Origin of the sequence: Staphylococcus sp. KUGN1 (assembly GCF_045984185.1) — a bacterium.
Classification (GTDB): domain Bacteria; phylum Bacillota; class Bacilli; order Staphylococcales; family Staphylococcaceae; genus Staphylococcus; species Staphylococcus warneri_A.
Window position 1 is genome coordinate 57,933 of record NZ_JBJQIL010000001.1, and the last position, 23,190, is coordinate 81,122.

Genomic DNA, 23,190 nt, shown 5'->3' on the forward strand with positions numbered 1-23,190 from the left:
TTTATGTAAATTTATTAATCAACTTATTTTAGTAAATGTAATGTTTCAGACATTTATTCATTAATTTTTTAATATTTTAATATTATGAAGTTTGTATACTTTATTAATAAAATATTATATGTTGCAAAATAATATTGCTTGTATTATATTTGTGGTAGCAACTAAAAGAATATACATGGTTGTTACATAGTATTTTGAAAAATTTTTCAAGGAGGAAGTAAATGAAGAAAAGAATGGATTTTTTACCAAACAAACTAAACAAATATTCAATTAGACGTTTTACAGTAGGGACGGCATCAATTTTAGTCGGCGCCACATTAGTATTCGGTATTGGTAATAACGAAGCGCATGCTTCTGAGAAGACAAGTACTGAAGAATCTACTCAATCTAATGAAGATATAGCCTCTCAAGATAGTGTTAAACAAAAAGGTGATGTTCAAACAAATGAACAAGCAACTAACAATAATGTCAACCCTGACCAAGTTGATGTAACAAATGAAGCAACTACTTCAGAAGAGTCAACAACGGAAGAAACACCAAAAGCTGAGACAACAAAAGAAGCGCCAACAACAGCGGAAGAACCAAAAAAAGAAGCACCAGCAACAGCAGAAGCAGAAGAACCAAAAGTTGACACAACAAAAGAAGAACCAGCAACAACAGAAGAAGCACCAAAAGCTGATACAACAAAAGAAACTCCAACAACTACAGACCAAACTCCAGAATCAAACCAAACTGATTCTCAAGAAACAACTACAGAACAATCAACTCAACCAACAACTCAAACTCAAAATTCACCAGAAGCAAATACAACACAAGAATTTGATACAGTAGTAAATAATGTTCAAAATGCATCAACAACTGAAGATAAACAAGAAGCTTTAACGAATTATATTGCTGATACAAACAATACAAGCAAAGAAGATGCAAAAGCACAAGTTGAAAACTTAGATTTAGATTATAAGAATCTTGATGAAACAACATTATTAAGTGTACTAGCTCAAGATTATTCAAATAAAAAAGATTCAACAACAACGTATGCTACACCACGTTCAACTACAACAACACCAAAACCTGTTAATCGTTTAGGTATTAAAAAATTAGCAGCAGTAAGACAAGGTACAAATGTAAATGATAAAGTTCATTTTTCTAATATCGATATAGCTATTGATAAAGGACATACAAATCCTCAAACAGGACAAAAAGAATTCTGGGCTACATCAAGTGATGTTTTAAAATTAAAATCGGATTATACAATTGATGATGATGTGCATGAAGGAGACCAAATGACGTTCCAATATGGAAAATACTTCCGTCCTGGTTCAGTAAGTTTACCTTCTACACAACAGAACTTATATGATGCAAATGGTGGATTAGTTGCTAAAGGTATTTACGATAGTAATACTAATTCAACTACTTATACATTTACTAACTACGTTGATCAATATAATAATATTAAAGGTAGTTTTGAACAGATTACGTTTGCTAAACGTGAAAATGCAACAACTGATAAAACGGCTTATCCAATGCAAGTCACTTTAGGTAATCAATCATATTCTAAAGATGTTATTGTGGATTATGGTAATAAAGAGAATGCACCTATCATTACAAGTACAAATTATATTGAAAATGGTACATTAGCACGTCATATGACAGCTTACATTAACCAACCCAAATCAACATTTACGAAAGAAATATTTACTACAAACCTAACGGGATTTAAATTCGATCCAACTAAAAATAACTTCAAAATCTATGAAGTAACAGATCAAAACCAATTTGTAGATAGTTTTACACCAGATACATCTAATCTTAAAGATGTAACTAGTAATTTTAAAATTAATTATAGTAATAACAACCAAACTGCAACTGTTGATTTATTAAACGGAGCAAGAAGTAGTAATAAGCAATATATTATTGAACAAGTTGCCTATCCTTTAGATACAGCAAATGATACGAATGGTAAAATTGATTACCGATTAGATACTAATGAAAAAATCTACACATGGTCAAACTCTTATTCAGTAACAGCAGGATCTTCAACAGCTAATGGTGATTTAAAGAAATATGCATTAGGTGATTATGTATGGGAAGATACGAATAAAGATGGTAAACAAGATGCTGATGAAAAAGGTATTCAAGGTGTATATGTCATTCTTAAAGATGCTAATGGCAAAGAGTTGGATCGTACTACTACAGATGCAACAGGTAAATATCAATTTAATAACTTAACAAACGGAACATATACAGTAGAATTTTCAACACCAGAAGGTTATACACCAACAACAGCAAATGCTGGTACAGATGATAGTGTTGATTCAGATGGCTTAACTACTACTGGTGTGATTAAAGACGCAGATAACTGGACGTTAGATAGTGGTTTCTATAAAACACCAAAATATAGTTTAGGTGATTATGTTTGGTTAGATACCAACAAAGACGGTAAACAAGATGATACTGAAAAAGGGATTCCTGGTGTAACTGTTACATTAAAAGACAAAGATGGTAACGTGCTTCAAACAACAACAACAGATGAAAATGGTAAATACCGTTTTGATAATTTAGATAATGGTGATTACATTGTTCATTTTGATAAACCAGCAAACTTAACACAAACTACAGTAGACTCTAGTGATGATGATAAAGATGCTGATGGGGAAGATGTACATGTAACTATTAAAGATCATGATGATTTCACAATAGACAATGGTTACTTCGAAGAAGATAGCGACTCAGACTCAGATAGCGACTCAGACTCAGACAGTGACTCAGATTCCGACAGTGACTCCGATTCAGATAGCGATTCTGACTCAGACAGCGATTCTGACTCAGATTCCGACAGCGATTCAGACTCAGACAGCGATTCCGACTCAGATAGTGACTCAGATTCCGACAGTGATTCCGATTCAGATAGCGATTCCGACTCAGACAGCGACTCCGACTCAGATAGCGACTCAGATTCCGACAGCGATTCCGACTCAGACAGCGACTCTGACTCAGATAGCGACTCAGATTCAGATAGTGACTCAGACTCAGACAGCGATTCCGACTCAGATAGCGATTCTGACTCAGACAGTGATTCTGACTCAGACAGCGACTCAGATTCAGACAGCGATTCCGACTCAGACAGCGATTCTGATTCAGATAGCGACTCAGATTCAGATAGCGATTCCGACAGTGACTCAGATTCAGATAGCGATTCAGATTCAGATTCCGATAGCGACTCAGATTCAGACAGCGACTCAGACTCAGACAGCGATTCAGATTCCGACAGTGACTCAGATTCAGACAGCGACTCAGACTCAGACAGTGACTCAGATTCCGACAGTGACTCCGATTCAGATAGCGATTCTGACTCAGATAGCAACTCAGATTCAGACAGCGATTCTGACTCAGATAGCGACTCAGATTCAGACAGCGATTCAGACTCAGACAGCGATTCTGACTCAGACAGTGACTCAGATTCCGACAGCGACTCAGACTCAGACAACGATGCAGATAAAGAGCATGGAGATGATGCATTACCTGAAACGGGTGATGACTCTAATCAAAACTATGCTACTTTATTCGGTTCATTATTCGCGGCATTAGGATCTTTATTCTTATTCGGTAGACGCCGTAAAAAAGATGCAAATAACAAGTAATATCCAATAAAAATACAATATTTATTAATGGTAAAAGCCAGGTTTAAAAAACCTGGTTTTTATTATTTTTATAAGTTACATAATTGTAGAAAATGTTATAATAAATATATGTTATGCAAATGGAGGTAATCATGAGAATTGAAGCAAAAATAAACAAATTATTAAGTTTTATAAAAATAGAGGATTATAAAAACGCATACGCATTTGTAAGTTTAGGAAAACCAAATGTTAAAGCGACTATTAAATTATTAAAAAAGACAAACTATATATAGAGAGAGATTAATAAGCTATGCTTAAAGTTTAAAAAAAATCTGGTGAGTATCCTCAATGGATAAAACTCGATTTTGTTACAGGGGAAGAAAATATATCATTTAAACAAATTAAAGAAGAATTGGAAGAAACGCGTCGTAATTATGTACAATTTGGTATTGCTTTTGATCAATATTGGAACTTAGCATTTTTACCTGAAGAAATTAATATTAATGCTTTTGTAAAACCAAATAAAGAAACAGGAAATTTAGAGTTATCAGAAGATAATATTAATAATTATTTAAGAAAGTATACCAACCATAAAAAAGGTTTTACCCATGAATTTTATAACGATAAAAATGTCATTAAATTTTTCACTCAAAGTTTTATATTAGATGAAGAGGAAGTTTTTGAATTATGGCCTGAAGGTAACAGAAAAGGATTACGTAAAGTTGATAACTTATCAGATGAAATAGATAAACTAATCAACAGCAGTGTGCCTTATTTATTAAATATGCTAGGGGAAAACGGTAAGTATAATTATGGTTATTTCCCACACTTTGATAAAAAAATTAATTTTTATAATATTTTACGACATTCTTCATCTATCTATGCTTTAATAGAAGGATTAACTTATATAGATCAATCAGTCGAACCAGTAGAAAAGGCAATCGATTTCATTATTGAAAACTATATTTTAGAAAAAGATGGTAATTGTTACGTTTTTGATGATACAGAAAATAGTAATGAGATAAAATTAGGCCAAAATGCTTCATTTATTTTTGCCATTTGTGAATATCTTAAGGTGAAAAATAATGAGCGCTATCTAAAAGTGGCCCAAAAAGTAGCTAATGGTATATTAACAATGATTAATAAAGATACCTTTGAAACTACTCATATATTAAACTATCCTGATTTATCTGTTAAAGAGAAGTTTAGAATTGTTTATTATGATGGTGAGGCAGCGTTAGCATTATTAAGATTATATCAACATGATAAAAATAATTTATGGTTAGAAACAGTTGAAAATTTATTTGAATTCTTCATTAAAAACGAGTATTGGCAATATCACGATCATTGGTTAGGATATTGTACAAATGAGTTAGTACAAATAAAACCAGAGGATAAATATATTATTTTCGGTATTAAAAATGTCAATGAAAATCTTGCTTTTATAAGAAGAAATAAATTAGCTTTTGCTACATTTTTAGAATTACTGATGGCTACTTATCGTTTGATTCAAAAAGCAAAATCTATTGGTAAACAAAATTTAATTAATGAGAATATTGATGAAGACAAATTTATAGACACTATTCATTTGAGAGCAGACTATCAGAGGATTGGCTATTTTTACCCTGAAGTAGCAATGTACTTTAAAAATCCTCAAAGAATCTTGGGATCATTTTTTGTTAAAGACCAAGGATATAGAGTCAGAATAGATGATATTGAGCACTTCCTTTCAGGGTATGTACAATACCAAAAAGCATTTAAGGATTAAAGGGTAATAAAATTCCCAAGGTACAAAATGTATCTTGGGAATTTTTATGATTATTAGAAATTATAACGTTTTAAGGAAGGTATGCCATTGTTTAATTAAATGATCTTCAGAAAATTGATTGGCAACTTGTATGCTATTTAGTGAAAATTCGTGTTGTAGTTCAGGATGATCTAATAGATATTTTACTTTTTCGTATAATGCATCTTCATCATTTTTTTCAATTAAATAGCCATTTTCGCCATTATTAATCATTTCTTTAGGACCATATTTAATATTGTAACTTATAGTTGGAACTCCGTGTGCTAATGATTCAAGCAGTGCTAAAGAAAAGCCCTCCATATTACTTGTTATAATTGACAGATAGGCATCATTAAATTCGTTTTCTAAATCTGGTAAAAAACCACGTAAAAATACATGATTCTCTAAATCTTGCTCTTTTATAAGATTTTGTAATTTAACTTTTTCCATTCCTGAACCATACATATGTAATTCTATATTTGGAAAACTATTTTTTAATTTTTTAATTAATCTGAGTTGGTGATCAAGTTGTTTTTCTGGTGAATATCTAGCTACAGAAATTAATTTGTTATGATTGATATTATTATTTGCTAATTTAATAGGATTTGTAAAACCAACAGGTATATTGTGAACAGGGATTTCTGAATTAACACGATGAGATACATCTAACTTTTGTTCATTTGTCGATGCAATTATAGCTTGGTATCTAGATAAATTGTTAAAAATTTCTTTATATACATTTTTGTAATTAGATGTAGAAACATTATTTGAATCTTTTACGTGTGTACTGTGTAAAACAGCAACTACCGGAATATTTGTTGAAGTTAAATTAAAGGCAGGTGCAGTGTATAGGTTTTTATCACTAAAGAATAAATCATTTTCTTGGAATAAAGTTTCGATAAAATAAGCTACTAACTCTTCTTCTTGATAAAAATAATGATTTTTATTATCAAAATTCAATACAATCAAATCTAACGTATCTTTGTCTGATTGAGCATGATAATATTTTTCAATTACAATTTCACCATTTGCGTTATGATATGATTCATATACCGTATTTTGGTTTACAGTCAATAACTTAGTACAACTTAAAAAGCCTCTAACATCAAATAATTCTCTTTTAACTTTTCTTCTATTTTTATCAAAATAGTTAATGTAATCAATGTTTTTATGACTAGAATTGAAAAAATGAGCATATATAATAAAAATACCATTATTATAGACCCTTACATCGTTCGTATTTGGAACATATTCTATATCATAATTACATTGATCTTCCCAATAACTAATCCAATCAAATTGATAAGTTTCATTTAAATTCTCTACTTCTTGAAAAAAGTCATACATGTTGATAATATCGTCTTTATTTATAAATTTCTTATAATAATTATTTAAAAATCGATTCCATTTAATAAAAACACATTTAGCTGGCAATCCTGCTTTTTTAAAAAGATTAGTACGATTTATCATGGCTTTTTCAATACCTGTCAATGTACTTCCTAAATTAAAACCTACAAAATAATTCATATAAATACCTCATATTTAGTATATTTTTCATTAATTATAACATGTTTATTGCATATAAATATATTAATGCATACAACATTTCGCTTTTTTTCTAATTATTTTAAAATTCTAACCATTTATGGTAGCGCTTCCAATTACAACTATGCTACACTACTAACGAGTGTAAAAGTTCATGAAGGGGTGGGACATAATGAAGCGTTATCGCTATTTTATTATTACGATGATTGTCATTATGACAATGATTAATTATATTGATAGGGGTGCTATTTCATACGCTCAAGAGGATATTATCAAAGAATTTGGTTTTGATACGATTGCTTGGGGCTCTATTCTAGGATATTTTGGTTATGGTTATATGTTTGGTTCGCTGTTAGGGGGTATTACAGCGGATAAAAAAGGACCGAAATTTGTATGGATTGTAGCAGGAACTGCTTGGTCATTAGTAGAAATTGCTATGGCATTTGCTGGTGAATTAGGTATTGCAGTATTTGGAGGTTCTGCTTTAGCAGGATTCGGCATGTTGCGTGTCATGTTTGGTGTGGCTGAAGGGCCTATTTTTTCTACAATTAGTAAAACCAATGCCAATTGGGCTGCGCCTAAAGAAAGAGGTTTATTATCTGCATTAGGATTAATCGGTGTACCATTAGGTGCACTCATTACAGCACCCATTGTTTCAGGTTTTTTAACAATTTCTAATTGGCGTTTACTATTTATCTTGCTAGGGATATTAGGCCTGATTTGGGTAGTTGTTTGGTCTATGGTATTTACAGATTACCCTGAAGATAATAAAAGAATTTCTGAAGAAGAATTACAATCTATTCGATCTACTGAGGATAGTTTAAATGTCGAAAAGACAGTTGATACAGAACAATCTAAAGAAAAATGGTATCATTTTTTTACAAGTACAACGTTAATTTGTAATATGTTAGGTTATTTTGGTTTCCAATATGTTAACTTTCTTATTTTAACTTGGACGCCTAAATATTTACAGGATGAATATCATTTTGAAATCCATTCATTATGGTATTTAGGTATGATTCCATGGATTGGGGCAGTCTTTACAGCTTACTTCGGTGGTCAATTATCAGATTGGCTTAGAAAAAAGACAGGAAGTCTACGTATTGCGAGATCTGGACTTTCAATAGCAGGTATGATTTGCGCTGCTACATGCTTTTTAATCATTCCATTTACACATAGTATTGTAGCGGTCATGATTTTAATGATGATTGGAAACGCATTTATTTTCTTACCTAATGCCGTATATTGGGCTGTAATTATTGATACAACACCTAACAATACAGGTACATACGGAGGTATTACACATTTCTTTGTTAATACTGCAACGGTCATTGCGCCAACATTAACAGGCTATTTAGTAGCATCTTATGGCTACTCTTCAATGTTTGTATCTGCAGTGGTTGCATCATTAATTAGTATCATTGCAATGTGCTTTGTTAGACCAGGTGAAAAGAAAATGCATATGACAAAATAAAAAATGCAGTACTTCCCAAATTGATATATTTGGAAGTACTGCATTTCTTTTATTATTTTCTATATTTTAAACGCGCAAAAGCATCATGTTGATGTATGGATTCTTCGTTACGACATTCGATATCAAAGCCTTCTATCCAATCAAATTCAACTAAATCAGCTGCTATTAATCGGATTAAGTCTTCAACAAAACGTGGATTTTCATAAGCACGTTCCGTGACACGTTTTTCGTCAGGTCGTTTTAAAATTGGATAAAGTAAGGAGCTTGCATTTGCCTCCATCGCATCTAAAATTTTATCTTTATAATCATCAATGACAATGTCATCTCTATTTAAATACGTTTTCACTGTAACGATACCACGTTGATTATGTGCTGAGTATTCACTGATTTCTTTTGAACATGGACATAACGTCGTAACGGCCGCTTGAATTGTTAATTCTTTGCGCGTTACTTTAGTACCTTCAATTGCTAAACCATAAGTGACATCAGCATTTCCAATGGCTTTAATTTGGGTTACCGGACTAAAGCGGTCAAAGAACCATTTGCCACTAACATCCACACCTGCTGCGTTTTGGTTCATCTTTTCTTGTAATGTTCTTAATACTTGATAGAGCGTATTAAATTCTAATTCAATACCATTATTATAATGCTTTTCAACACTTTCTAAGATACGGCTCATATTAATACCTTTTTCATCTTTATTTAAACTTGTTGAAAAGCTAAATGTACCTGCTGTTTGAAATTGATCAATCAATACAGGATAGGTTAAATTTTTAATACCTACTTCTTCTATTTCAAATAAGAAGTTTTTGTGTGTGCTTTGTAGATCAGTCATTTCATTTTTGGTAGTTGGTTTCGTACCTTCGATAGGGTCAACAGAACCAAAATGTTTCCATCGGCCTTCTCGTGTAGATAAATCAAATTCTGTCATTGTTAACCTCCATTAAGATTCGAAATGATATGTCCAAAATGGTTCGATTTCTAAAAAGCTATGAACTTGTCCATCTACTTGTGGACTTGCTAATTCTTTTAAGAAAGGGCCAGTTTGTGATGCATGTGCTTCAAAAGCTTTGATTTTAATGTCTTTATATTTAGAAATATCGTTTTGGATGTCTGGCTCGCCTAAAATATCTGGCGCATCATTACTGAATGCAACTAAAGTCAACCTTGGACGCTCATTTTTAGGCATGCGTCCAACAGTTCTTACTACAGCTTCGCCAGTTGCTTCGTGATCAGGGTGAACAGCGAATTTAGGATAGAATGAAATAATTAATGAAGGATTCGTTTCATCAATTAATTTTTTAATCATGTCATCCATTTGATCATGGGGTTCAAATTCTACTGTTTTATCTCGTAATCCCATTTTGCGTAAATCTGTAATACCAATCGCTTTAGCAGCCTCTTCTAATTCTTTTTCACGATAATCCGGTAATGATTCTCTTGTGGCAAATGGGGGGTTACCTAAATTTCTGCCCATTTGACCGAGTGTTAAACAAGCATAGGTTACAGGAATGCCTGCTTCAATATAGCTTGCAATGGTTCCCGCAGATGAGAAGGTTTCATCATCTGGATGAGGGAATATCACGAGTACATGTCTTTCATCAGTCATGATTTTGACCTCCTCTATATAGTAAATGGCTTTTCGCTAATTTCTAATGTAGCAGCCAATTGCCCTTCATAATTAAATCCTGCTATGAGACATTCGTTATCTTGGTTGACTTCGTAATGTGTTAGTCCCTGAACATAAACCCAACCGCCATCGCGAAGTTTTAAACCGATACGGTATGGATCTTTATCTCCGCCTTTTAGTTGTGCGTGTTCATAAGTCACTTGTATATTTCTTAAAAAAGTACCTGCATTAAATACACGTTCATCAAAATGGTTAGCATATGCACCATTTGTCGTCTCAACATGTAGGTAAACGGGTTTATTTTCATAAGAGGTGAGTAATTTCATCACTTCTTCATATTTGATAGGTTCCAACACGTTCACTCCTTACACCATTCAATGTGTTTATCAGTCTATTTTACTAAAAACAACGCAATAAATGTACATCTCTGCTCAATTTCTTTTATGAAATTTAAAATTATTCATATATATCAGTGTTTTAAAGTTGGCATATCACTTTAGTACTAAAAAAATGTTGTATCGTGTTATAATCCAAATGTAATTAAGGGGTTTGTTTTTATGTTGGTTGATAGCAAATTTTTGAGGTGATTAATTATGAAAATTATTAATTTAGGTTCTAAAGAATTAGCATCATTTTATGTTGCCTGTGAGTTATTTAAACAAATGGACTATAGCCCAGATAGTAAATTAGGATTAGCTACAGGAGGTACTATGACAGATGTTTATCAGAGTCTAGTTACACTATTAAAGAAAAATCAAATAGATGTCTCACAAGTGACTACGTTCAATTTAGATGAATATGTCGGTTTAGAACCTGAGCATGAACAAAGTTATCATTATTATATGGATGACATATTATTTAATCAATATCCATATTTTAATCGCCAACGGATTCATATCCCTAATGGAGACGTAGTTGATTTTGAACAAGAAGCAAGACGCTATAATCAATTAATTGAATCAGAAGGACCGATCGATATTCAATTGTTAGGTATTGGTGAAAATGGACATATCGGATTTAATGAGCCAGGAACATCATTGGAAAGTGAAACGCATGTAGTGGATTTAACTGAAAGTACAATTAAAGCAAATAGTAGATACTTTAACGATGAGTCTGAAGTACCTAAGCAAGCAATATCAATGGGCCTTCAGTCAATTATTAAAGCTAAAAGAATCATTTTATTAGCGTTTGGAGAGAAAAAGAAACAAGCAATAAATGACTTATTGAATCAACCGGTAAGCAAAGATATCCCGTCTACAATTTTAAAGACACATCCAAATGTAGAAATCTATGTAGATGACGCGGCTGCACCAGACTTAAAGAATAGCTAAGCTATTTTGAAAAATATATTTCGTTTAAAATAAAAGTGTACAGGGTAATTCATTCAATGAGATAGATAAATACAGATAAATTTGAAAGGATGAATTATAGTGGAATTACAATTAGCTATTGATTTATTAAATAAAGAAGAAGCAGCAGAATTAGCGAAAAAAGTAGAAGAATATGTTGATATTGTAGAAATTGGTACACCAATTGTGATTAACGAAGGTTTACCTGCAGTTCAACATTTAAATGAAAATATAAGCAATGCTAAAGTATTAGCAGACTTAAAAATCATGGATGCAGCAGACTATGAAGTAAGCCAAGCTGTTAAATTCGGCGCTGATGTTGTAACAATTTTAGGTGTAGCTGAAGATGCATCAATTAAAGCAGCAGTTGAAGAAGCACATAAAAATGACAAACAATTATTAGTAGATATGATTGCTGTTCAAGATTTAGAAAAACGTGCGAAAGAATTAGATGAAATGGGTGCTGACTATATTGCAGTGCACACTGGCTATGATTTACAAGCTGAAGGACAATCTCCATTAGATAGCTTACGTAAAGTTAAATCAGTAATTAAAAATTCTAAAGTCGCAGTTGCTGGTGGTATTAAACCAGATACAATTAAAGAAATTGTTGCAGAAGAACCTGACTTAGTAATTGTTGGTGGCGGTATCGCAAATGCTGATGACCCTGTTGAAGCAGCTAAACAATGTCGTGATGCTATTGAAGGTAAATAATGATGGCAACTTTTAATCATTATCAATTAATTTTAGATGAGCTAAAGGGCACTTTATCTCATGTTAAAGATGAAGAATTTGATGGATTTGCATCAGAAGTAACTGAAGCATCACGTATATTTGTTGCAGGTAAGGGGCGTTCTGGATTCGTTGCAAATAGTTTTGCAATGAGACTCAATCAATTAGGCAAGCAAGCATTTGTTATTGGCGAATCAACAACACCATCAATTCAAAAAGGTGATTTATTTATTGTGATTTCTGGTTCAGGCTCAACAGAACATCTTCGCTTATTAGCAGATAAAGCGAAATCAGTTGAAGCAGAAGTGGTATTACTAACAACTAAACTAGATTCTGCAATTGGTGAAATTGCAGACACAGTAGTTGAATTACCCGCAGGTACAAAACATGATGCCACTGGATCTGATCAACCTTTAGGTAGTTTGTTTGAACAATCATCACAAATCTTTTTAGATAGTGTAGTCATTGGATTAATGACACAATTTGACGTAGATGAAACGACAATGCAAAATAATCATGCCAATTTAGAATAAATCATAAAAAGTAACTCTCATGAAATGGGAGTTGCTTTTTTTATAGAAAAAATTATTGAAATTACTATATAATGAAAATATGTTATATGTACTTTAGAGGTGATCATCATGAATTTTGACAACTATATTTTTGACTTTGATGGAACGTTAGCGAATTCTAAGCAGTGCTCTATTGAAGCAACTAAAGAAGCTTTTGCACAATTTGGGTTATCTGAACCAAGTGATGCAGATATTGTACATTATATGGGAATTCCCATTGAAAAGTCATTTATAGAAATGAGTGACCGTTTTTTAACAGAAGATGCATTAAATCAATTGTTACAATTATTTAGAGAACAATACCGTCAATTAGAAACAACATATTTATGTTCGGTAATCGGTATATCTGAAACATTAGAACAATTATTGCGAAAAAAGAAGCAGGTGTTTGTGGTTTCTAGTAAAAAAACAGATGTGTTGTTGAGAAATTTAGACCATTTAGGCCTTGGTAGATTTATTCAAGAAGCTATTGGTTCTGATAAAGTAACACGTTATAAACCAGATCCAGATGGTATCAACTATATTATTCAGAATCATCATCTTAATCCGGCACGCAGTATATACATTGGCGACGCTATACATGATATTCAAATGGCTAAAGCAGCTGGTATTAAGTCTTGTGGTGTAACTTGGGGTGCTTTTGACGCAAAGGCATTATTAAGAGAAAATCCAGATTATATTTTAAATGAAGCGGATGAAATCAATACCATACTATAAATAGATTATCTTAATGCCAGTGAAGTGTTATTACTTTGCTGGCATTTAGAATGTTAAATGTAAGTTTGAAGTTATTAAAGAAATACAAAAGGGGCAATATTTATTTTGCTTCTATATAAACTAAATCATTATTTTAAAATTATAGAATTAATATACCTAAAATAATAAATTTGTTACATAGATTATTTGAAAAGCGATTTTACGGGAAATTTTGAGAAAAAGAGAGGCAAAAAACGTCAAATTTTAGCAATGATTCCAAATTAATAAAAATAACTGAAGATGTATATATATTTAAAATAGTATTTTTGTCCAATTGATTATGAAAATGAAGCTATGGTGAAATCAAGAAACATTATTATGAAATGACACCGATATCAAATTAAAAGAAATTTTAGTTTGATAAAGTGAATGGTGGCGCTATTTAGTGAAGATAGTACAAGTTTGTTGCCTTAAAACCATTGATATCATTAATGATTGACAAATATGTTTATTTTAAACGGTTTGGATCAAAAAAGAGAGGGTAAAACTATCTATATTTAAAAATAGATAAAAAAATAATCATTTCAAATTATTATTCGTATAACACTTAGTTAATCGTGTCGGGTTCAAATGTTAAATAAAATATTCTGCAAATTGAATAAACTTGTATTTTTGAAAAGAATTAATTTTGAATTAATTTGACATTGATATTTAACTGAGTATAATTATGTAACATATAAAAGGGAGTGTTTAAATTCATGGATTTCGAAAAAGAAAATATTAACATGGTCAACGCTCAAAAAGCGAAAAAAACCGTTGTTGCAACCGGTATTGGTAATGCCATGGAATGGTTTGACTTTGGTGTTTATGCTTATACGACTGCATACATAGGAGCGAATTTCTTTTCTCCAGTGCAAAACCCTCAAATACAACAAATCTTTACATTTGCTGCACTAGCTATAGCGTTTTTACTTAGACCTATTGGTGGAATAGTATTTGGTATTATTGGAGATAAATATGGACGTAAAGTTGTATTAACAACGACTATTATTTTAATGGCCCTTTCAACACTAACAATCGGGTTATTACCGAATTACGATACGATTGGTATATGGGCGCCTATCCTCTTACTATTGGCGCGTATATTGCAAGGTTTCTCAACTGGTGGGGAATATGCAGGTGCCATGACTTATGTGGCTGAATCGTCTCCAGATAAAAAACGTAACAGTTTAGGTAGCGGGCTTGAAATTGGTACATTATCAGGTTACATTGCAGCGTCAATTATGATTGCGTTATTAAGTTTCTTCTTAACACATGATCAAATGCAATCATGGGGTTGGAGAATTCCATTTATTTTAGGATTATTCTTAGGATTATTTGGGTTATACTTACGTCGTAAATTGGAAGAATCACCAGTTTATGAAAATGATGTAGCAACAACACCGAAACGTGATACAATCGGTTTCTTCGGTATTATTCGCTATTATTATAAAGATATCTTAGTTTGCTTTGTTGCGGTAGTATTCTTCAATGTTACAAACTATATGGTGACTGCATATTTACCAACATACTTAGGGCAAGTAGCGAAAGTAGACGAAACAACGACAAGTGTGATTATTACTTGTGTGATGGCTATTATGATTCCTTTAGCATTAGGATTTGGTAAAATGGCTGATAGAATTGGAGAGAAAAAAGTATTCTTAATAGGTACAGGTGGACTTACATTATTAAGTATTGTTGCATTTTCATTGTTAGCAACTAAATCTTTACCGTTTATTATTATTGGTGTACTTATCTTAGGTTTCTTCTTATCAACGTATGAAGCAACAATGCCTGGATCGTTACCAACAATTTTCTATACACATATTAGATATCGTACGTTATCAATCACATTCAACATCTCAGTATCAATTTTTGGTGGTACAACACCATTAGTTGCGTCATGGTTAGTTGAATCTACTGGTAATGTATTAGCGCCAGCGTACTATTTAACAGCAATTAGTGTGATTGGTTTCTTAGTCATTTTATTACTTCATGTCACTACAGCTGGTAAGTCACTTAAAGGGTCTTATCCAAACGTAGATAATGAAGAAGATAGAGCATATTATGAAGCACACCCTAAGGAAGCATTATGGTGGGTTAAAGAAAGACAAGATAAAGAAAACTTTTAATTTAATATGATGATTTTAGTTACTTATTGTTAGATACATTCTAAAGTGAAACAGAGTAAGTAATAGTCATTAAAGAAAGGCTAAAAGGTGAAATGTGTATTTCATCTTTTAGCCTTTTTATATTGCTATGAAAGAGTTACCTTCTATTGCCTATCTTTCAAATATAATCTTAGGTGAAGCGCCAATAGCATTGATATTAATTAAATTGAAAATGATTTTATTTGGATTGATGATGCATATTTCAATCACTATAGATAAAGTGGATTTTTCAGTTAATACAATCGTCCGTTGATTAGTATCTAATTTGGTACAGTAATAACTTGGTTGCATTGTTTCATTAAATACGAATTTAAGAGGTGTTGTGTCAAAATTTTTAGGAAACCAATTACCCTCTAAAACCTTAAGGAATGAACTATTTGGAGAGTAGGGATTTACATCTATAATATTGATTATTTCGAATTGAGTCATATAGTCCCTCTATCTTTCACATTATTAGTAACCATAAATGGAAGCATTCCATCTAAAATGAGTACCATCAGACACAGGTATCACATTACTGTCAGCTGATTGCGTAGTTAAACCATTATCCCATGGATTCCATATTAGAATAACACGTTGGTTATTATTTAATACAGCATTACCAGCAACAGCCATAGCATGACCAGCATGAATACCGTTTCTAGGTTCTACACTAGAACTGATTAAAGCAATACCTTTATTTTGTTTAGTTAATCTATCTACTTCATCAAACTGAGGCATTCTATTTAAGTAATTGACATTTCTACCTTGAGATTGACCATATCTCATCATTTCTTGAGGGGTTAACCCTGTGAATTGGAAGGCTTGGCCACTTAGATTTGGATGTAATGCTCTCATAATCATTTCAGCATTATAATGACCAGTGTTATAAGTAGCATTTAATAAAAATGCCATAGTATAACCTGCACACCATCCATTTTGGCCTTGAGTTTCTCTAATTTGCATATTTTTAAGGGTATTAACATATTGAGGTTGTTGATTAATAGCTGTTTGATATTTAGTAATTGGTTTTGCAATATGGCTTGTTTGGTTAAATTCATTACTATATCTTACGGCTGATTCTTTAGTAAGATTTTTATCTGATTTGGCATCTTGTCGAGGTGTTTTTAAAACTAAGTGAGGTGCTTTATCTTCACCCATTATAAAGTAACCTTTTTTACTAGTGAAGATAGTGACCTTTTGATTTTTATAGTTATTTAATGCTTTTGAAATGAAAGGGGAAACATTAATTGAATATTTTGCTTTTTTAGAAGGATTAGGAGAAATTGTAACGATATATTTTACATCGCCACTTTTATTAAGGACGGGATAATAGAAGTTGCCATCACTTTGTTTATTGAGTTTGTAAATTTTGAATGGCTCACCCAATGTATAAGCACTTTTTGAAGTGTGAGATGCTTGATCTAGCAAACTGACATGTGATAGGAAATTTTTCTTTGCTAAACGGTCAACATCTTTAGGAACATCCTTATTTTCTACTTTAACTTGAGTACTATTGGATTGTGTGGTTTCTTGATTTACGTTTGAGTTTGCATGTGCTTGATTGAGAAAACTAAAGATACTCAATCCCATTAAAAACAGTAGTACCAAGGTTATGGCATTGCGACATTTGGTTATCATATAAACACTCCTTTTCTATTAATTTAAAGGTAACTCTTTCATAAATTAATATAACATTATATTTTATACTTAAATCATAAAAATCTAAAGTGATATAAGTTTATGCAAATTCGTTAATAAAATTAATAAAACTATAGAATGCTTTGCTTGACTCTTGTGTTTTTATGCTTATATGTAAATTGGATTCAATAAGAAAAGCACTATTGTTAGAATAGCTCAAAGTTTCTCTCTGAGCGCCAAAGGGGACAACTTTGGCTAACAATAGTGCTTTTGATTAATATTAAGATGAGTATTTTAGGGGTGATGGCATTTAAAGTATGCATTGGTTAGGGGACAAGCAACTTTAAAATCATCATTTTGGGCAGCTATACAATATGGAATGATTAATGTTCAATAGCAAATAATGTATCTCTTCTTTGATGTTGAAAATAACACTCATGTTCGACTGAATTGCATAGTGTCTATGTCATTTTCTATTAGAGAGAGCAAGCGATAGATATCATTGTCATTTAAAGTTTCATCAAATTTAACTGTAATTGTTTTGAACTTTTTCGTGATGATTTCATACATAGGGACACCATTTTGTATATCTTGTTTATGAATAATCATGTTGTATTGCCTCCTTTGTCTCTCTACACTTTATATAATATCTCTCTTTTTAATAAAAAACATGAGGCTCTAGTATCAACTTTGTATCAGTCAAACATTGGAGGCAAGACTACGACTTTATGCGTAGTCCATTTTCATAATTTATAGAGACATAAAAAGCCCAAAAAGAACGTTAATGTTCTTTTTGAGCTTGAAAGTACCATTATGGTTTACACTTCAGTGACTTGTACGTCGATTTGTTCAACACGACGATTGGCACCGTGATCAACGGGTCCTACAAAATCGTTCATTTTCCAACCGTTTTTAATAGCTGAAGCAACGAAAGCTTTGGCTGCTATGACAGCTTCTTTTGGAGATTTACCGTTTGCAAGATAAGCTGTGGTAGCTGCTGCAAATGTACAACCTGCACCGTGATTGTAACTTTGTTGGAACATATCCGTTGTTAATTGATAGAATGATTGGCCATCGTAGTATAAATCATATGATTTATCTTGGTCTAGTGCTTTACCACCTTTAATAATGACATGCTTAGCCCCTTTATCAAAAATGATTTGAGCTGCTTTTTTCATGTCTTCGATAGAAGTAAGTTTACCTAGGCCAGATAATTGTCCAGCTTCAAATAGGTTAGGTGTCACGACCGTTGCTTTAGGTAATAAATATTGAATCATTGCGTCAGTATTTCCCGGGTTAAGTACTTCATCTTCCCCTTTACATACCATTACAGGATCAACAACGAAGTAGTCTGCACCAGATTGTTCATATACTTCACCAGCACGTTTGATAATTTCTTCAGTACCTAACATGCCTGTTTTTATAGCATCTGGACCAATTGAAATTGCAGTTTCAAGTTGTTTTTCAAATACATCCATAGGTAATGGTGTTACATCGTGAGACCATGTTGCTTTATCCATTGTAACGATAGCTGTTAAAGCGACCATACCATAGACATCTAACTCTTGAAATGTTTTTAAATCTGCTTGCATACCAGCACCTGCACTAGTATCTGAACCAGCTATTGTTAATACTTTTTTTAATGCCATTTGTATTCACTCCCAATGTTTTCTAATACATGTACCATCATATCACGATTCAAGTATGAGAAAAATAAAATTGTGCTATGGTAGGCTTGGTTAATTGTTTTAATTCAATTGTGTGATAGTCAATTGATGATTAACATCTATAAAAGTCATATCTTTTTTAGTAAGTAATTGTTCGTTTAATTGTATTTTAAATATTTGATTCGTGAAATAGGGTTTGATGTAGTACGCACAGTCTTTACTATCCATTACTAGTTGGTATTGTGTATAATGCGATTCTCCTGCATCGACCACTGCACCTTGAGGAATACTCACTGCGTCTAACACTTTAAAGCAATTCATTAAATTTACGCTTTCATCGTGTGATTGAGGCAAATGATGTCTTAAATAAGTTGTTCTAACAAAGCGCTCAGTAGATGTATAGCCGCCTGGTAAACCGTTAGTGCCTGCCTCACAACCCATAGAACGCACAAGAACTTTACCAACTAGTTGATTAGTTGACTTTTCAGGTGATAAAAATGCATAATTCCTTAAATTTTCAACATGCCATTCTAATTTCGGGGCATTGGTTAGTACCTTTACATGATTATCTTTAACGATAAGTAGACCATTATGTGGTTCAACTGAAACGGTATGTCCTTCACGGTCAGTGATAATAAAATGAAGTGGAGGTACAATATTTAGTGTTTCGTTTTTTTCATTCATAATATTAACTTTTTTAACTTTATGTTTTAAGTCTTGAATACTTTTAGTGAAACCTAGAACCCAAATAATAAATTCTTCAGGAGCCATATTGAAATAGCCATATCTCTTATGTTTACTGTAGGAAGCTTCACCGGTGAAATAATGATTCGAAATTGCTACACCACATTCATTAATACCATCCCCGAATCGATAGCGGCCTACCTTTAAATTTGTTCCTACAAAGCCATAGGTCAGTTTCATTGAAGGCTCTAAATCAAATTGATACTCAAAGTTTCTAGGTACTGCAGTTGGTACTCCGTTAAATTCAAATGCAAAGTCCATCGTTCTAGCTAAATAATGATGTTGTTGTTGTGTGAAAAATGAAAATCCTGTACACATATACGTCGCTCCAAACTTAAGTCATCTTAATATGCACTATATACAAAATGAATACATTTGTAAACTTTTCTATTTATACAGTTTACATTGATGAGACAATATAATTTATAGAGATAGTTGTGTTAAAATACCATTGAGGTGAATAGGATGGAATGGTCTGAAGTATTTCACAATATAACGACAAAACATGATTTTAAAGCTATGCATGACTTTCTTGAAAAGGAATATACAACACAAGTTGTTTATCCGGATCGAGAAAATATTTATCAAGCTTTTGATTTAACACCATTTGAAAATATTAAGGTCGTGATATTAGGACAAGATCCTTATCATGGTCCTAATCAAGCACATGGTTTAGCTTTTTCAGTTCAACCAAATGCGAAATTTCCGCCTTCATTAAGAAATATGTACCAAGAATTAGAAGACGATATAGGATGTCGACGTCAGTCACCTCATTTACAAGATTGGGCAAGAGAAGGTGTCTTACTTTTGAATACGGTTTTAACAGTAAGACAAGGTGAAGCACATTCTCATAAAGACATTGGATGGGAAATATTTACAGATGAAGTGATTCGCACAATTTCAGAAGAGCGAGAAGACGTCGTCTTTATTTTATGGGGAAAACCGGCCCAACAAAAAATAAAGTTAATAGATACGTCTAAACATTTTATTATAAAATCACCACATCCAAGTCCTTTATCGGCCTATAGAGGTTTCTTTGGCTCAAAACCTTATTCTAAAGCAAACGCATATTTAGAATCTAAAGGGCAAACACCTATTCAATGGTGTGAAAGAGAGGATACAACACATGGATAAAGACAAAATTATTCAATTAATTGAGCGTGAATTAGTTCAAGCTGATGAATCATCATCACAACATGAATTTGAGAAACATATGTATGCCATACACACCATTACATCTCTGTACACAACATCATCTACGCAAAGCTTACAACATAATGATTTTACACACACAGATATTGATACACAGAATAAGTTGACGAAGACAACAAATCAGCAAAAGTCGTATGATCATGTGACACCAGAAGAAATTCAAGCAATGGGTGGAAAGGTGACGCATACAAATCATTCAAATAAAGAACAATCATCCTCAACGTTATCTAATTCTAATTTAATGACAACAGATGATGAAATTGGAAACGGTGAATCGATATTTGATTTTTAATAATAAAGGAGAACGTAAATTATGATGAAATTATTTATTATTTTAGGGGCCTTAAATACAATGATGTCAGTAGGTACTGGCGCATTTGGGGCACACGGATTAGAAGGTAAACTGTCAGACAAATACATGTCTGTTTGGGAAAAGGCAACAACGTATCAAATGTATCATGGCTTAGCATTACTTATCATCGGTGTCATTAGTGGTACAACACCTATTAATGTGAATTGGGCAGGTTGGCTCATCTTCTTCGGTATTGTATTCTTTAGTGGATCATTATATGTTTTAGCGTTAACTCAAATTCGTATTTTAGGTGCCGTTACGCCTATTGGAGGCGTTTTATTCATCGTTGGTTGGTTAATGCTTATTATTGCTACATTTAAATTCTCAGCATAATGTATGATGATTTTACAAATTGCATGTAAATTTGATAACAATAATTTAATAATTAAGTTACATGACTCACCTTTTCGGGTATATGAATATCTCGAGGTGAGTTTTTAATTATGGAAAATGACAAAAATAAACAGGTAGATAGAGGCGACCTCAAACAAAACTTATCAGAGAAGTTTGTTTGGGCGATTGCATATGGTTCGTGTATTGGTTGGGGCGCATTTATTCTTCCAGGTGACTGGATAGGACAATCAGGTCCCATTGCAGCATCCATCGGTATAGTGATCGGTGCCTTGCTTATGATTTTAATTGCAGTAAGTTATGGCGCCTTAGTAGAAAAATTCCCTGTATCAGGTGGGGCGTTTGCATTTAGTTTTTTAAGTTTCGGTAGATATGTGAGTTTCTTTTCTTCATGGTTCTTAACCTTTGGGTATGTCTGTGTCGTAGCTTTAAATGCTACCGCATTTAGTTTATTGATTAAATTCTTATTACCTAATGTATTGAATAATTGGAAATTATACACTGTTGCAGGTTGGGACGTCTACATAACAGAAATTATTATTGCGACAATATTGTTGCTTGTATTTATGTTTGTAGCTATTAGAGGTGCAAGCGTATCTGGCTCGTTACAATATTATTTCTGTGTAGCGATGGTTGTTGTAGTATTACTGATGTTCTTTGGTTCGTTCTTTGGTAATAATTTTGCTTTAGATAATTTACAACCTTTGGCTAATCCAGAACAAGGTTGGTTTATCTCAATTATTACGATTGTATCGATTGCGCCATGGGCTTATGTAGGATTTGATAATATTCCGCAGACAGCTGAAGAATTTAACTTTGCGCCTAATAAGACATTTAAATTAATCGTCTATAGTTTACTTGCAGCATCAATGACTTATGTAGTGATGTTGTTATATACAGGATGGTTAAGTACAAATCAGAAAAGTTTAAATGGACAACTATGGTTAACAGGTGCTGAAACGCAATCAGCATTTGGTTATGTTGGATTAGCCGTTTTAGCCATTGCCATTATGATGGGCATCTTTACTGGATTAAATGGTTTCTTAATGAGTGCCAGTAGACTGCTTTTCTCAATGGGACGCTCAGGCATTATGCCAAGCGTATTCAGTCGTATTCACAGTAAATACAAAACACCTTATGTGGCAATTATTTTCCTAGTAGGTGTATCATTAATTGCGCCATGGTTAGGACGTACAGCGTTAACATGGATAGTTGATATGTCATCAACAGGTGTTTCTGTTGCGTACTTTGTAACCTGTTTATCAGCTACTAAATTATTTAGTTATAATAAACAAAGTAATACGTATGCACCTATTTATAAAACATTCGGTATCATCGGTTCAGTCGTATCGTTTATCTTCTTATGTTTATTATTAATACCAGGAACTAAAGCTTCATTATCATTACCATCATACATTGCATTAGGTGTATGGTTAGTATTAGGATTAGTCTTCTTTGCGATTCGCTATCCTAAACTTAAAAAAATGGACAATGATGAATTAAGTAGATTAATTTTAAATAGAAGTGAAGACGAAGTAGAAAGTATGGTCGAAGAACCAGCAAATCATAAATCATAAAAAATAGTCATGGTGAGTGAAGAGAGAATCTCTTTATACTCACCATGACTTTT

The 23,190-nt window shown here is 32.5% G+C and carries 20 protein-coding genes and 1 pseudogene; 12 read left to right on the plus strand and 9 right to left on the minus strand.

Features of this window, described 5'->3' with window-relative positions; genetic code table 11:
- Positions 1–221 precede the first annotated feature (221 nt).
- Both ACJQQZ_RS00260 and ACJQQZ_RS00265 read left to right on the plus strand, forming a co-directional pair.
- A complete protein-coding gene (locus ACJQQZ_RS00260; RefSeq protein WP_145505826.1) occupies positions 222–3,641 on the plus strand; it encodes an MSCRAMM family adhesin in 3,420 nt (1,139 codons plus the stop codon).
- A gap of 131 nt (positions 3,642–3,772) precedes the next feature.
- A pseudogene (locus ACJQQZ_RS00265) lies at positions 3,773–5,388 on the plus strand (poly(glycerol-phosphate) alpha-glucosyltransferase).
- A 60-nt stretch (positions 5,389–5,448) separates the two neighbouring features.
- Here ACJQQZ_RS00265 and ACJQQZ_RS00270 read toward each other — a convergent pair.
- Positions 5,449–6,933, minus strand: coding sequence for a glycosyltransferase family 4 protein (locus tag ACJQQZ_RS00270; RefSeq protein WP_145505822.1), 1,485 nt, complete (start codon positions 6,931–6,933; stop codon positions 5,449–5,451).
- A gap of 190 nt (positions 6,934–7,123) precedes the next feature.
- Here ACJQQZ_RS00270 and ACJQQZ_RS00275 point away from each other — a divergent pair, with 190 nt between their 5' ends.
- On the plus strand, positions 7,124–8,425 hold the full coding sequence (locus tag ACJQQZ_RS00275) for an MFS transporter (RefSeq protein ID WP_107536230.1): 1,302 nt from the start codon (positions 7,124–7,126) through the stop codon (positions 8,423–8,425).
- 52 nt (positions 8,426–8,477) lie between these two features.
- On the opposite strand, the gene folE2 is transcribed toward ACJQQZ_RS00275, so the two are convergent.
- The 3 genes from folE2 to ACJQQZ_RS00290 are packed head-to-tail and all read right to left on the minus strand — an operon-like array spanning position 8,478 to position 10,411.
- A complete protein-coding gene (folE2, locus tag ACJQQZ_RS00280; protein WP_408023003.1) occupies positions 8,478–9,356 on the minus strand; it encodes a GTP cyclohydrolase FolE2 in 879 nt (292 codons plus the stop codon).
- A gap of 12 nt (positions 9,357–9,368) precedes the next feature.
- The gene (gene bshB2, locus ACJQQZ_RS00285) at positions 9,369–10,034 is read right to left on the minus strand and encodes a bacillithiol biosynthesis deacetylase BshB2 (RefSeq protein ID WP_002451098.1); all 666 of its coding nucleotides are present in this window, start codon (positions 10,032–10,034) and stop codon (positions 9,369–9,371) included.
- A 14-nt stretch (positions 10,035–10,048) separates the two neighbouring features.
- Complete coding sequence (locus ACJQQZ_RS00290; RefSeq protein WP_172852425.1) at positions 10,049–10,411, minus strand: YojF family protein; 363 nt, start codon at positions 10,409–10,411, stop codon at positions 10,049–10,051.
- A 237-nt stretch (positions 10,412–10,648) separates the two neighbouring features.
- On the opposite strand from ACJQQZ_RS00290, the gene nagB reads away from it, so the two are divergent.
- The 5 genes from nagB (at position 10,649) to ACJQQZ_RS00315 (ending at position 15,575) form a co-directional block, all read left to right on the plus strand.
- On the plus strand, positions 10,649–11,386 hold the full coding sequence (gene nagB, locus ACJQQZ_RS00295) for a glucosamine-6-phosphate deaminase (RefSeq protein WP_002451096.1): 738 nt from the start codon (positions 10,649–10,651) through the stop codon (positions 11,384–11,386).
- A 99-nt stretch (positions 11,387–11,485) separates the two neighbouring features.
- Positions 11,486–12,118: a 3-hexulose-6-phosphate synthase gene (gene hxlA / locus ACJQQZ_RS00300; RefSeq protein WP_002449613.1), complete on the plus strand. Its 633-nt coding sequence runs from the start codon at positions 11,486–11,488 to the stop codon at positions 12,116–12,118.
- Positions 12,119–12,120: 2 nt separating this feature from the next.
- Positions 12,121–12,669 carry a 6-phospho-3-hexuloisomerase gene (gene hxlB, locus ACJQQZ_RS00305; protein WP_172852427.1) on the plus strand — a complete coding sequence of 183 codons (549 nt, stop codon included), beginning with the start codon at positions 12,121–12,123 and terminating at the stop codon, positions 12,667–12,669.
- Between the two features lie 108 nt (positions 12,670–12,777).
- A complete protein-coding gene (locus ACJQQZ_RS00310) occupies positions 12,778–13,425 on the plus strand; it encodes an HAD family hydrolase (RefSeq protein WP_058709767.1) in 648 nt (215 codons plus the stop codon).
- A gap of 737 nt (positions 13,426–14,162) precedes the next feature.
- The gene (locus ACJQQZ_RS00315; RefSeq protein WP_002451093.1) at positions 14,163–15,575 is read left to right on the plus strand and encodes an MFS transporter; all 1,413 of its coding nucleotides are present in this window, start codon (positions 14,163–14,165) and stop codon (positions 15,573–15,575) included.
- A gap of 150 nt (positions 15,576–15,725) precedes the next feature.
- On the opposite strand, the gene ACJQQZ_RS00320 is transcribed toward ACJQQZ_RS00315, so the two are convergent.
- From ACJQQZ_RS00320 to ACJQQZ_RS00340, 5 genes are all read right to left on the minus strand, one after another.
- Positions 15,726–16,043, minus strand: a complete 318-nt coding sequence (locus ACJQQZ_RS00320) for a staphostatin A (protein ID WP_037552014.1) — start codon at positions 16,041–16,043, stop codon at positions 15,726–15,728.
- A 24-nt stretch (positions 16,044–16,067) separates the two neighbouring features.
- Positions 16,068–17,234, minus strand: a complete 1,167-nt coding sequence (locus ACJQQZ_RS00325) for a C47 family peptidase (RefSeq protein WP_145505815.1) — start codon at positions 17,232–17,234, stop codon at positions 16,068–16,070.
- A gap of 435 nt (positions 17,235–17,669) precedes the next feature.
- A complete protein-coding gene (gene vraX / locus ACJQQZ_RS00330; RefSeq protein ID WP_186364157.1) occupies positions 17,670–17,843 on the minus strand; it encodes a C1q-binding complement inhibitor VraX in 174 nt (57 codons plus the stop codon).
- A 209-nt stretch (positions 17,844–18,052) separates the two neighbouring features.
- A complete protein-coding gene (gene thiD / locus ACJQQZ_RS00335) occupies positions 18,053–18,883 on the minus strand; it encodes a bifunctional hydroxymethylpyrimidine kinase/phosphomethylpyrimidine kinase (RefSeq protein WP_002451089.1) in 831 nt (276 codons plus the stop codon).
- Positions 18,884–18,982: 99 nt separating this feature from the next.
- Positions 18,983–19,963, minus strand: coding sequence for a choloylglycine hydrolase family protein (locus tag ACJQQZ_RS00340; protein ID WP_049424400.1), 981 nt, complete (start codon positions 19,961–19,963; stop codon positions 18,983–18,985).
- A gap of 147 nt (positions 19,964–20,110) precedes the next feature.
- Here ACJQQZ_RS00340 and ACJQQZ_RS00345 point away from each other — a divergent pair, with 147 nt between their 5' ends.
- The 4 genes from ACJQQZ_RS00345 (at position 20,111) to ACJQQZ_RS00360 (ending at position 23,137) form a co-directional block, all read left to right on the plus strand.
- Entirely contained in the window at positions 20,111–20,779 is a 669-nt protein-coding gene (locus tag ACJQQZ_RS00345) for a uracil-DNA glycosylase (protein WP_002451087.1), read from the plus strand.
- Positions 20,772–21,149, plus strand: coding sequence for a DUF5327 family protein (locus ACJQQZ_RS00350; RefSeq protein WP_124228557.1), 378 nt, complete (start codon positions 20,772–20,774; stop codon positions 21,147–21,149). Before ACJQQZ_RS00345 ends, ACJQQZ_RS00350 begins: the two co-directional genes overlap by 8 nt.
- A gap of 24 nt (positions 21,150–21,173) precedes the next feature.
- The gene (locus tag ACJQQZ_RS00355) at positions 21,174–21,542 is read left to right on the plus strand and encodes a DUF423 domain-containing protein (protein WP_124228575.1); all 369 of its coding nucleotides are present in this window, start codon (positions 21,174–21,176) and stop codon (positions 21,540–21,542) included.
- Positions 21,543–21,652: 110 nt separating this feature from the next.
- Positions 21,653–23,137, plus strand: coding sequence for an APC family permease (locus ACJQQZ_RS00360; protein ID WP_145505811.1), 1,485 nt, complete (start codon positions 21,653–21,655; stop codon positions 23,135–23,137).
- Positions 23,138–23,190 lie beyond the last annotated feature (53 nt).